This window comes from Roseovarius gaetbuli, from assembly GCF_900172365.1.
In the GTDB taxonomy this organism is placed as follows: Bacteria; Pseudomonadota; Alphaproteobacteria; order Rhodobacterales; family Rhodobacteraceae; genus Roseovarius; species Roseovarius gaetbuli.
The window spans coordinates 64,750-75,187 of record NZ_FWFJ01000017.1; the positions used below are offsets into that span (position 1 = coordinate 64,750).

Annotated in this window: 11 protein-coding genes; 8 read left to right on the forward strand and 3 right to left on the reverse strand. The window is 61.6% G+C overall.

Going from position 1 to position 10,438, the window contains the following annotated elements; genetic code table 11:
• Positions 1-4 precede the first annotated feature (4 nt).
• The gene (gene xseA / locus ROG8370_RS10190) at positions 5-1,507 is read left to right on the forward strand and encodes an exodeoxyribonuclease VII large subunit (protein ID WP_085826973.1); all 1,503 of its coding nucleotides are present in this window, start codon (positions 5-7) and stop codon (positions 1,505-1,507) included.
• 143 nt (positions 1,508-1,650) lie between these two features.
• Here the strand turns inward: xseA and ROG8370_RS10195 are convergent, their stop codons facing one another.
• Positions 1,651-2,043 carry a hypothetical protein gene (locus ROG8370_RS10195; protein ID WP_085826974.1) on the reverse strand — a complete coding sequence of 131 codons (393 nt, stop codon included), beginning with the start codon at positions 2,041-2,043 and terminating at the stop codon, positions 1,651-1,653.
• 4 nt (positions 2,044-2,047) lie between these two features.
• Positions 2,048-3,106 carry an alkane 1-monooxygenase gene (locus ROG8370_RS10200; protein WP_085826991.1) on the reverse strand — a complete coding sequence of 353 codons (1,059 nt, stop codon included), beginning with the start codon at positions 3,104-3,106 and terminating at the stop codon, positions 2,048-2,050.
• Between the two features lie 228 nt (positions 3,107-3,334).
• Here ROG8370_RS10200 and ROG8370_RS10205 point away from each other — a divergent pair, with 228 nt between their 5' ends.
• From ROG8370_RS10205 to ROG8370_RS10230, 7 genes are all read left to right on the forward strand, one after another.
• Complete coding sequence (locus ROG8370_RS10205; protein WP_085826975.1) at positions 3,335-5,020, forward strand: NAD(P)H-dependent oxidoreductase subunit E; 1,686 nt, start codon at positions 3,335-3,337, stop codon at positions 5,018-5,020.
• Positions 5,021-5,090: 70 nt separating this feature from the next.
• A complete protein-coding gene (ftsY, locus tag ROG8370_RS10210; RefSeq protein ID WP_085826976.1) occupies positions 5,091-6,350 on the forward strand; it encodes a signal recognition particle-docking protein FtsY in 1,260 nt (419 codons plus the stop codon).
• 115 nt (positions 6,351-6,465) lie between these two features.
• Positions 6,466-7,368 (forward strand): EamA family transporter, encoded by a 903-nt coding sequence (locus tag ROG8370_RS10215; protein WP_085826977.1) that lies wholly within the window; start codon positions 6,466-6,468, stop codon positions 7,366-7,368.
• Positions 7,369-7,413: 45 nt separating this feature from the next.
• A complete protein-coding gene (locus ROG8370_RS10220; RefSeq protein WP_085826978.1) occupies positions 7,414-8,031 on the forward strand; it encodes an inner membrane-spanning protein YciB in 618 nt (205 codons plus the stop codon).
• Positions 8,032-8,079: 48 nt separating this feature from the next.
• Positions 8,080-8,580 carry a hypothetical protein gene (locus ROG8370_RS10225; RefSeq protein WP_085826979.1) on the forward strand — a complete coding sequence of 167 codons (501 nt, stop codon included), beginning with the start codon at positions 8,080-8,082 and terminating at the stop codon, positions 8,578-8,580.
• Positions 8,562-8,723 (forward strand): hypothetical protein, encoded by a 162-nt coding sequence (locus ROG8370_RS20555; RefSeq protein WP_170925221.1) that lies wholly within the window; start codon positions 8,562-8,564, stop codon positions 8,721-8,723. Before ROG8370_RS10225 ends, ROG8370_RS20555 begins: the two co-directional genes overlap by 19 nt.
• 82 nt (positions 8,724-8,805) lie before the next feature.
• Complete coding sequence (locus ROG8370_RS10230; protein WP_085826980.1) at positions 8,806-9,456, forward strand: hypothetical protein; 651 nt, start codon at positions 8,806-8,808, stop codon at positions 9,454-9,456.
• On the opposite strand, the gene ROG8370_RS10235 is transcribed toward ROG8370_RS10230, so the two are convergent.
• Positions 9,443-10,156: a glutathione S-transferase N-terminal domain-containing protein gene (locus ROG8370_RS10235; RefSeq protein ID WP_085826981.1), complete on the reverse strand. Its 714-nt coding sequence runs from the start codon at positions 10,154-10,156 to the stop codon at positions 9,443-9,445. The genes ROG8370_RS10230 and ROG8370_RS10235 overlap by 14 nt on opposite strands.
• Positions 10,157-10,438: the final 282 nt, after the last annotated feature.

Consider the following 10,438-nt stretch of genomic DNA (forward strand, 5'->3'; position numbering starts at 1 on the left):
AGGCATGTCCGATCTGATCGACGACCCCACCCCCGGCGAAAACGCCCCCGAATTTTCGGTCTCTGATCTTTCAGGGGCCATCAAACGCATGATCGAGGGCGAATTCGCCCATGTGCGGGTGCGTGGCGAGCTGGGCCGCATTTCGCGCCCGCGGTCGGGCCATATTTACCTCGACCTCAAGGATGACCGCGCGGTTCTGGCCGGCATCATCTGGAAAGGCGTGGCCAGCCGCCTTGCCGTACAGCCCGAAGAAGGGATGGAGGTTGTCGCCACCGGACGGCTCACCACTTTCCCAGGTCAATCGCGCTATCAGATCGTGATCGAGGATATCAAACCGGCCGGCATGGGCGCGCTCATGGCGATGCTGGAAAAGCGCAAGGCGCAGTTGGCGGGCGAGGGTCTGTTTGCGCCCGAGCTTAAGAAGACCATCCCCTATCTGCCTGAAGTCATTGGCGTTATCACCTCGCCCTCGGGGGCGGTGATCCGCGATATCCTGCACCGTCTGCGTGATCGCTTTCCCCGCAAGGTAATGATCTGGCCAGTTGCCGTGCAGGGCGAGAAATGCGCCGCCGAGGTGGCGCGCGCCATTCAGGGTTTCAACGCCTTTACCCCCGGCGGGCCCTTGCCGAGGCCAGACCTGTTGATCGTGGCGCGCGGCGGCGGCTCGGTCGAGGATCTCTGGGGCTTCAACGAGGAAATCGTCGTGCGCGCGGCGGCGGCCTCGGACATTCCGTTGATTTCGGCGGTGGGCCATGAAACCGATACCACGCTGATCGACTTTGCCTCGGACAAGCGCGCGCCCACCCCCACGGCCGCGGCCGAATTGGCGGTGCCGGTGCGCCTTGATCTGATGGCCTGGCTTGACGCGCAGGATGCGCGGTTGACCCACGCGCTGACCTCGGGTTTGTCGAGCCGTGGCCAGCGGCTTCGCGATCTCTCACGCGCCCTGCCACGCGCCGACACCCTGCTTGATACGGCGCGCCAGCGGCTCGATACCTGGTCGGATCGTCTGCCTGCGGCCCTTATCCGCTCGGTCCAGACCCGCCGCGTGAAACTCTCTGAGACCTCGGGGGCCTTGCGCCCCGGCCTGTTGCGCCGTGCCGTCGATAGTGATCGCCGCCGCCTTGAGGGCACCGCCGCGCGGCTCAACATTCACGCCCTGTCGCGGGATATCGACCTCAAAAAACGCGACCTTGCGCGGCTAACGGTCCGATTTGGCGATGCCGCCACCCGCCAAACGACCAATTGGCGCAGCAAGATCGAGGCGCTGGATCGGCTGCGCGAAACCCTTGGTTATACCGCCACGCTCCAGCGCGGCTATGCGGTTGTGCGGGACGGGGATGGCGCGGTGCTGACCCGCAAGGCGGCCGCCGCCGAGGCCGCCACGCTTGAAATCGAATTCGCTGACGGTCGTTTGCCGCTCTCATCCCAGAGCGCAGCCGCACCCCCGGCGCGCCCGGCCATGAAGCCGAAAAAGCCGCCCCCCAATCAAGGCAGCCTTTTCTGATTTCCGACTTTCATCTTTCCCAAAATACTCCCGCCGGAGGCATCCTGACCTCAAGGCGGGGATGGTCGTGAAATGTTCGATATGTGCAAGTTTGGATGCGAATTATATGGGTAAATGTCCAGTTTTGGTTGAAATATAACGTTCTATACGCCAATTTCCGGGCCTAGGCAAAGCAGCGGTTCGTCTGATTTTTCCACCTCGTAAAGCTCGGCCATGGCGCGCGGCCCGCCAAAGCGCGCCACAAGCCCACCGGCAGAACGCTCAAAGCTCCAGCATTGCGGCTCGGGTCGGTTTTCATAGATGAAACAGATCATGCCGTCCTCTTCGTACCAATTCCCATCTTGGCACTTGCCATCCAGAAACGACCAGCGGACGCGCCGGTTTTCTAGGTATTCTTCACCGCCATAAGGCTCGCCACCGGCGCCGTAATAAAACGTATGCCCACGGGTATAGGCATCAAATTCGGCGGCATTCATTTCGCTCTGCGCCGGGGCGCCAAGGCCGATCAGGGTGAGGGTGAAGATCAAGGCTCGCATTGGCTCAGATTGCCAGATCGCGGGCCGTCTCGCCAGATGTATCTTGGGCGCGCCACCGCGCCGCGCGCGGGTCCATGATTCGGCGCCACAGGGGCGGCACAAGCGCCAGCACCGCCATCACCGGAAGGGAATGGGGCAGTATCGGCATGGTCGCGGCCTGCAATTGCAGCGCCGGATAGGTACGCGCCGGGGTGACATGGTGATCCGAGTGGCGCGGCGCATTGAGGGTCATCGCCGACGACGCCCAATGTGGTGCATTCCAGGAATGCTGCGGGCCAACCGGCTCTGGTCGCCCATCGGGGCGCAGTGCACGGTGCAGCCCGTAATGTTGAACATAATCCGACAGCAGGATCTGCAACTGTGCGTATCCGGCGATAAACCCAAGCGCCGCACCCCCCCGCGCCCCGAAGATCATGGCGCTCGCGAGCAGCATAAGCGCGGCAACGCCCAGATAAAGCGTATAGGGGTGGCGCAAGATGCCCCGATCGCGCCCCATGCTCAGTCGGCTTTCGGCACCTAACCCGGCGCGGAAAGAGCCGATCCAAGCCCTTGCAATATAACGGTAAAACCCTTCTCCTAGGCGCGCGCTACTGGGGTCACTGCGGCTGGCGACATGCACATGATGCACCCGCAGGTGCGCACTTGCGTGATGGCCAAACAGGATCGAGCTATAGATCAGCCGCCCCATCCACCGCAGCGCGCGCGCCGGGCGATGGATCAGCTCATGCGCCACCGGATGCGAAATCTGCCCCATCACCAGCGCGCTTGCAATCGCCACCAAGGCCCTCTCGACAAGGGGCAGCCCGCTCGGCCCGGCCACCGCCCAGAGGGCGAGCGCCAATAGCGCGAAATGACCAAGCCCCAGCCCGATCAAAAGCGGGGTTGCGGCGGGAAATTCGGCCTCGGGGTCGGCATTTTCAAGCGGCCGGACAATCAGGCGGTCAATGACGAACACAAGAATCGTGACATATCCCACCGCCAACCAGCCCCAAGCACCGCCCGATATGGCGGCAAGCCCGATCAGGATCATCGGCACGCTGGTGGCAATGGCAAAGAGGATCATGCTTTTGGCCCGGTTGAAACTTGCATCATTCCCGCCACAATAGCCCGGCATCTGGGGCGGACATAGGGCGGGTCGGCGGCGAAGGCGGGGAAAACAGCGGGAATTCATCGGAATTTCGATGTTTTTGCGCCGCCTCAACGTTTCCGAGGGCGCGGATGTCGTTTTTGATCTCGCAGGCACACGGGCCAGGCCGTATTCCTTGGCGTAACTTTAGCTGAGGGAAATCGCATGGCACTGGATGAGCGCAAGGGCGTCTGGAAATCGGGCAAGGGCAAGGGCCGTCACACGCCCAAAGGTCGGCAGCTGGAAGATCAGCCTTGGGCAGAGGTGCGCGCGCTTCTGGGCGAGGGGCCGCATCGCCGTGATCTGCTGATCGAATATCTGCACCTTATCCAGGATGAATACGGCCATCTCTCGGCGGCGCACCTTCGCGCCCTTGCCGAAGAGCTTCGGATTTCCATGGCCGAGGTTTACGAGGTCGCCAGCTTTTACGCGCATTTCGATGTGGTGAAAGAGGGCGAGACCCCGCCGCCCGCGCTGACCATCCGGGTGTGTGATTCGCTGTCCTGCGAGCTCGCCGGCGCGCAGGCTTTGAAGCAGGCGCTTGAGGATGGGCTTGATGCGTCGCAAGTACGGGTTTTGCGCGCGCCCTGCATGGGGCGCTGTGATACGGCCCCGGTGCTTGAGCTTGGTCATCACCATATCGACCATGCCACGCCTGAAAAGGTAAAGGCGGCGATTGCAGCAGGGGAAACCCACGCACATATCCCGCAATATCAAGACTTTGCCGATTACTCCTCATCCGGTGGCTATGCCAAGCTGGCCGAGCTGCGCGAGTGTGGCGATTTTGAAACCGTGCAGGAGACCCTGCTGGCCTCGGGCCTGCGTGGTCTTGGCGGCGCGGGTTTCCCGTCGGGTCGCAAATGGGGCTTTGTGCGCGCCGAGGCCGGCCCGCGCTATTTGGCCGTCAATGGCGACGAAGGCGAGCCGGGCACCTTCAAAGATCGCTTTTACTTAGAGCGCTATCCGCATGTTTTCCTTGAAGGAATGCTGATCGCGGCTTGGGCGGTCGAGGCCGAGCGTTGCTTTATCTACATGCGCGATGAATATCCCGCCGTGATCGAGATTTTGAAGCGTGAAATCAAGGCACTGGAGGCCGCTTCTAAGGTCGAGCCGGGCTATATCGAGCTGCGTCGGGGCGCGGGCGCTTATATCTGCGGCGAAGAATCCGCGATGATCGAATCCATCGAAGGCAAACGCGGCATGCCGCGCCATCGCCCGCCCTTCGTGGCGCAGGTCGGCATCTTCAATCGCCCGACGCTCGTGAACAACGTCGAGACCCTCTATTGGGTGACGCGCGTGTTGCGCGAGGGTGGCGAGATCCTGTCGGGTGTGGAAAAGAATGGCCGCAAGGGCCTGCGGTCCTATTCGGTATCGGGGCGCGTGCAAAACCCCGGCGTGCATCTTTTGCCGGCCGGGTCGACCATCACCGATATCATCGAGGCGGCCGGTGGCATGCTCGACGGTCACACCTTCAAAGCCTATCAGCCGGGCGGCCCGTCGTCGGGTCTGTTGCCCGCCTCGATGCATGACGTGCCGCTTGATTTCGACACGCTGCAACCGCATGGCACCTTTATCGGATCGGCGGCGGTTGTGGTTTTGTCGGATCACGACAGCGCCAAACAGGCCGCGCTCAACATGCTGCGGTTCTTCGAGGATGAAAGCTGTGGTCAGTGTACGCCCTGCCGGGTTGGCTGTGAAAAGGCGGTCAAGTTGATGCAGGCCGACACCTGGGATCAGCCGCTTTTGGAAGAGCTGTGCACGGCGATGGCCGATGCTTCGATCTGTGGTCTGGGGCAGGCGGCGCCGAACCCGATTCGCCTTACCATGAAGCATTTCCCAGACGAGGTTTGATCGCGCTACAAGGCTTCCATATCCCGTCATTCCGCATTAGGTGAGGTTTAACACGCGGATCGGAGGCTGCATGGCGTTTTTCTCGAAGCTCAAGGAACGGCTGTTCAAATCCTCTTCGAAACTCGAAGAGGGTTTGGACGCGATTGTCGAAGACGGTGGCGTTGAAGAGCCCGCCGAGGCGACCACGCCTGAACCTACGCCCGAGCCTGACCCTCGACCAGAGCCAGAGCCGCAGCCAGAGCCGGCACCCATCCCGGTCCCGCCGCCATCCGATCCCGAGTCGGCGCCGCGCGAACTTCCGACGCGCCCTGATGAGGTGCCACAGGCCCCGCCGGTCGAAATCCCCGTCGAGCGCCCTGCCGAAGTGCCGCAAGCCCCCCGCGAGGCAACCACGCCGCCCACACCGCTGGAGATTCCCGAACCCGCGCCCGCGGCGGCACGTCCGGGCCTTTTGGGGCGCCTTCTGGGGCGGGGCGACAAGCCTGCCGTCACCCGCCGTGCGCTTGACGACGACATGCTCGAACAGCTCGAAGAGCTTTTGATCAGCGCCGATATGGGCGTCGATACCGCCCTGCGCGTGACCGCCAACATGGCCGAGGGGCGGATGGGCAAGCGCCTGTCCTCGCAAGAAATCAAGCAATTGCTGGCCGCCGAGATCACCCGCATCATGGAGCCGGTTGCGCGCCCGATGCCGCTTTATCCCAACCGCCCGCAGGTGGTGCTTGTGGTGGGGGTCAATGGCTCTGGCAAGACCACGACCATCGGCAAGCTCGCGAGCCAGTTCAAGGCGGCGGGCAAATCCGTTGTGATCGCCGCTGGGGATACCTTTCGTGCCGCCGCAGTCGAACAGCTTCAGGTCTGGGGCGATCGCGCCGGGGTTCCGGTGCTGACCGCGCCCGAAGGCTCCGATCCGGCGAGCCTTGCGTTTGATGCGATGACCAAGGCTGAGGCCGACGGCGCTGACCTCTTGATGATCGACACGGCCGGTCGGCTGCAAAACCGCGCCGACCTGATGGAAGAGCTGTCGAAAATTGTCCGCGTCATTCGCAAGAAAGACCCGAGCGCGCCGCATAACACCCTTCTGGTGCTTGACGCCACGACCGGGCAAAACGCGCTGAGCCAGGTGGAAATCTTCCAAAAGCTCGCCGATGTCTCGGGCCTCGTGATGACCAAGCTTGACGGCACTGCGCGGGGCGGCGTCCTCGTGGCCCTGGCGGATAAATTCGGCCTGCCGATCCATGCCATCGGTGTGGGCGAACAGATCGACGACCTTGCCCCGTTTGATCCCGAAGATTTCGCCGCCGCCCTCACCGGGCTCGAGCGCGAATGACCACCCGCGCTGCTGTTTCTTCTTGCCAGAAATATCCCGGGGGGGTTGGGGGGCTGGCCCCCCAACTTTGCCTGCGGTTTGGGGGGCTGGCCCCCCATCTCGAGGTGTGCCAAACATGAGCGACTGGCTTATTTCCCTAGAGGGAACAGAGGCAGGGCGACAGCTGGCGATGGCTCTGGCGCTCATGGCGGCGCTTTTACATGCCATTTTCGGGGCGCTGCAAAAGGGGCGGCATGACCCTTGGCTTAGTCGCGGTGTGATAGATTTTTCCTATTTCGCCATGGCCGCGCCCTTCGCGCTTTTCGTCGTGCCCTGGCCCGAGCCGCATATGTGGCCGATTTTCGGCTGGGTGCTGGTGATCCATACCCTCTACAAGCTGCTTCAGGGGCTGGCCTATACCAAGGGCGCCTATACGGTGGTCTATCCGGTGGTGCGTGGCACCGGGCCGCTGTTCACCGTGATTGGTGCGTATTTCCTGTTTGGCGAGGTTTTTACCGCCACACAGTGGATTGGGATCGGGGTGCTTCTGGCCGGGATTTACGGGCTGGCGGTCTATAACCTGCGCACGCTGACGCTCAATCGCGATACCATGCCGCTGGCGCTTGGGCTGGCGGTGATGACCGGGCTTTTCGTGGCGCTTTACACCACTTATGACGCCTATGGCATTCGCGCCACGGCCAATCCCTTCACCTTTCTGGCGTGGTTTTTCTTTCTCGACGGGCTGTTCATGCCGGTGCTTGCCTATCTGCGTTGGCGCAACATGGCCGTGACGCCAACCCTTGGGCCGCTGATGGTGCGCGGGGTTGCGGGCGGGCTTGTGGCCTTCATGTCGTTCGGCTCGATCATGCTGGCGACGCGGCTCGACAAGGTGGGCGAGGCGGCGGTGCTGCGCGAGACCTCGACGGTATTTGCCGCCCTGATCGGTTGGCTGGTGCTGCGCGAGACCGTGGGGCCGCGACGTATTGCCCTGATGGCTTTGATCGCGACCGGCGCGGTCATAGTTGAATTTGGGGGCTGAATCTAAGATCATCCCTGAACCTGAAACAGAGTGTGTGACATCCTGATGGCCGACAAAACACCGCCCGCATGGGCAAAAACCGCGCTTGAGATGGGGCCTGTGCTCGCCTTTTTCGTGGCCTATCTCTGGCTCAAGGGCCACACGTTCACCATCGGCGGCACCGAATATGAAGGGTTTGTCGTGGTGACGGCCGGGTTTATCCCGGTGTTCCTGATCTCGATGGGGGTTTTGTGGCGCCTGACCGGGCATTTGTCCAAGATGCAGGCGGTCACGGCGGTGATCATCGTGGTCTTTGGTGGGCTCTCGGTCTGGTTCAACGACCCGAGTTTCTTCAAGATGAAGCCGACGATCATCTATGTGCTGTTTGGCGGCATTCTTGGCTGGGGCCTTTTGCAGGGGCGCTCTTACCTGCAATATGTGATGGACGGGATGATGCCGCTGACCAACGAGGGCTGGCTGATCCTGACGCGCCGCCTGATGTTCTTTTTCCTGAGCTTGGCGGTTCTGAACGAGCTGATCTGGCGCACGCAGAGCGAGGAAACCTGGGTTTATTTCAAGACTTTCGGCCTGACGGCGGCGATTTTCGTGTTTTTCATGACCCAGACCAGGCTGTTTCGGGATCATTCCACCGAAGAAGACGAGGCGGACAGTTCCTCGAAATAGCCGTCCTGCGCCCATAAAACGGGCCGATTGACCGGAAGGAATGGCCGCATGTTTCTGCGGTTTTTCATCCATCTTTACGGGCTTGTCATGGTGATTTGGCCGGTTCCGCTGCGGGCCGTGTGGCCTGGCGCGGTGCTGCTTGGGGCCTGGGTGACGCTGGTGCCGCTTGACGCGGTCTTGTCCACCCATGGTCAAAGCGCCTTTGTTCTGGCCAATGTGATCGTGTTGTCTGCGTTGATGTGGGGCAATATGCCCGCCGCCATGGCGCCGCTTGGCCAGAAGGAAAACCCTGCCTATGTGACCGGACTCATGATGTGGATTCTGGGCTTTCACCTTGCGCTCATGGCTCTTTTGCTGTGGCTCAACGAGCCGCTGTTGTGTCAGCGTATTCTGACAGGCGGGCCGGTTCTGCGCGGCTTTATGATGGTGGTCGAGCTGGCGGGGGACCGCGCTGTCATGGATGGTTTTCCCCCAAAGATGAAGGCGAATGGTCCGATGGCCAGCGGCGGCATTACGTCATGGTCAAGGTCATGGTCACCCTTGGTCTGATCGCTGTGAACGAGGCCCTGATCGCGCAGGGCAACTTGTCGATCTGGATCGGTTTTGCGGCGTTCCGGTGGATTTTGATACACGCGCTTGAATGCATGTTGCTTTACCTTATGTACCCGTTCGGCCCGCCAGATCGTCAGTGATCCGGGGTGTCGTCGCGAGGTTTCGCGGAAAGCACACATCCTTGCCGATAAATTGCCGCTTTTGGCATGTACCGATTGAGGCATGATAAAACGCACCTCCTCCCGCCTCTTGAACGCGATGTTGTCGATCCCGCCAATCCGGCCGCAGAACCTGTTGCCGGTGGTGATCATGCTGATCCTCTGGATCGTGCTTGGCCGGATGCATGTGCCGCAGGATCAGGTCTTTGTCCTGTCGGTCGTGGTCGCGCAGGCCTATGCAATCTGGCGCAACCTGCCGCAGGCCGCCGAAAGCATTCATCAGACGACGGCGGGGCGCACGGGCATGTTGCGTTGGCCGGTTTTCATTCTTCTTGCGGTCTCGGCATTGCAGCTTTGGCTGAACAACCCGCTGTTCACACAACGCGGGGTCACCGCAGTTGCGCTGTTCCTCTTGGTGGTCATGGTGCTTGGCATGATCCGCGAGGGGGCAGTGATGGCCCGCGTCACCCCGGCAAATGCAGAGGGCGAGGCGGTCTATGAAACCGTCAGCCTGCTGCGGGTCAACGCGCTCGTGGCGGCGATGGTGATCGCGGTCAATGAAATCCTGATCAGCAGTGAATCGCTTGGGGTCTGGATCACCGTTATGCCGATTTTCGTGCTGTTTCTGCACGGGTTCTACTGGTTCATGGTGCTTATGGTCTTGCCGCCCGACTCTCCGGACGACGACACCATTCGCCCCGTTACGGGCGCTTGAACAAGACGTTCTGCGCGCTGCGGCTATCCTGAATATTGCCACGTTTTTCGGCAGCAAGGGCGCGCCCGCGGACCACGCCATCGCGCGCCCCGACGGTGTCGAGCCACCGCGCCAGATGCGGCTTGTCCTCCAGCGTCTGTTGCTGGCCTTCCCAGAGCGAGGCCCAGGGCCAGATCGCCATATCGGCAATCGAAAAGAAATCGCCGGCGGCAAATTCGGTCCTGGCCAATTGCCGGTCGAGCACGCCGTAAAGCCGCGCCACCTCGTTGCGATAGCGGTCCTTGGCGTAGGGCAGGTCATGCGGCGGATCCATCGCCGGGGCGTATTTGAGAAAGTGATGCGCCTGACCCGCCATCGGGCCAACGCCGCCCATTTGCCACATCAGCCATTGATCGACCGCGATCCTGTCACGCTCTGTCGCGCCATAGAACTGACCGGTCTTGCGGGCGAGGTATTGCAGGATGGCGCCAGATTCAAACAGGCTTATCGGCGCGCCATCCGGCCCGTCGGGATCGGTGATCGCGGGCATGCGGTTGTTGGGTGAAAGCTTAAGGAATTCTGGCGTGAACTGATCTCCGGCACCGATGTCAATCAGGTGGAGGGTATAAGGCAGGCCCATCTCCTCGAGCGCGATAGAGGCTTTCCAGCCATTCGGCGTGGGCCAGAAGTAGAGATCAATCGGGTCTTGCTTGGCGGGCATGTCTGGCTCCTGCTGCGGGTTCGCGTAGGGCGCAGCATGACCGGTTTGAGCCTGAAGGCAAGGGCGGGGTGCGAAGCCGCAGCGCAAGGGCGGTGGCACTGTTGGAGTTGAGTATCCACGCCGTGGAGCAAACCCTCCGACTTCCAGTCGGACCTGCTTCAGCGTGAAAGAATCGCTTTATGATCGTACCCTCAGAAAAATGAGCCGCAGCCGGGTCGGAGGCTCATTTTTCTGAGGGTACGATCATGCAATATGACACCGGCAAACACTGCGTTTTCTATC

Coding starts and splice junctions, on each gene's coding strand:
- ROG8370_RS10220 (WP_085826978.1), top strand. CDS start 7,414: ATGGCCGACAAAACACCGCCCGCATGGGCAAAAACCGCGCTTGAGATG.
- ROG8370_RS10235 (WP_085826981.1), bottom strand. CDS start 10,156: ATGCCCGCCAAGCAAGACCCGATTGATCTCTACTTCTGGCCCACGCCG.
- ROG8370_RS10230 (WP_085826980.1), top strand. CDS start 8,806: ATGATAAAACGCACCTCCTCCCGCCTCTTGAACGCGATGTTGTCGATC.
- ROG8370_RS20555 (WP_170925221.1), top strand. CDS start 8,562: ATGGTCACCCTTGGTCTGATCGCTGTGAACGAGGCCCTGATCGCGCAG.
- ROG8370_RS10215 (WP_085826977.1), top strand. CDS start 6,466: ATGAGCGACTGGCTTATTTCCCTAGAGGGAACAGAGGCAGGGCGACAG.
- xseA (WP_085826973.1), top strand. CDS start 5: ATGTCCGATCTGATCGACGACCCCACCCCCGGCGAAAACGCCCCCGAA.
- ROG8370_RS10195 (WP_085826974.1), bottom strand. CDS start 2,043: ATGCGAGCCTTGATCTTCACCCTCACCCTGATCGGCCTTGGCGCCCCG.
- ROG8370_RS10205 (WP_085826975.1), top strand. CDS start 3,335: ATGGCACTGGATGAGCGCAAGGGCGTCTGGAAATCGGGCAAGGGCAAG.
- ROG8370_RS10225 (WP_085826979.1), top strand. CDS start 8,080: ATGTTTCTGCGGTTTTTCATCCATCTTTACGGGCTTGTCATGGTGATT.
- ftsY (WP_085826976.1), top strand. CDS start 5,091: ATGGCGTTTTTCTCGAAGCTCAAGGAACGGCTGTTCAAATCCTCTTCG.
- ROG8370_RS10200 (WP_085826991.1), bottom strand. CDS start 3,106: ATGATCCTCTTTGCCATTGCCACCAGCGTGCCGATGATCCTGATCGGG.